This window comes from Pseudaminobacter sp. Soil_N_29 (genome assembly GCF_057656055.1).
Genome location: NZ_JBDGLC010000039.1, coordinates 1 through 412 on the forward strand (window position 1 = coordinate 1; position 412 = coordinate 412).

Sequence of the window (412 nt, forward strand, 5' to 3'; positions counted from 1 at the left end):
CTTTCACTCCCCTTCCGGGGTGCTTTTCACCTTTCCCTCACGGTACTGGTTCACTATCGATCACTAGGGAGTATTTAGCCTTGGGAGATGGTCCTCCCAGATTCCGACGGAATTTCACGTGTTCCGCCGTACTCAGGATACATTCAAGAGAGAACGAAGTTTCGACTACGGGGTTGTTACCCTCTACGACGGACCTTTCCAGGTCGCTTCGTCTACCTCGTTCCTTTGTAACTCCGTATAGAATGTCCTACAACCCCAAGAGGCAAGCCTCTTGGTTTGGGCTATGTTCCGTTTCGCTCGCCGCTACTCAGGAAATCGCATTTGCTTTCTCTTCCTCCAGGTACTTAGATGTTTCAGTTCCCTGGGTCTGTCTTCCATACCCTATGTATTCAGGTAAGGATACCATACCATT

Annotated in this window: 1 rRNA gene; it reads right to left on the bottom strand. The window is 49.5% G+C overall.

The features are described from left to right. Position 1: 1 nt before the first annotated feature. A 23S ribosomal RNA gene (locus tag AC3A4H_RS23635) occupies positions 2 to 412 on the bottom strand; the annotation flags it as partial.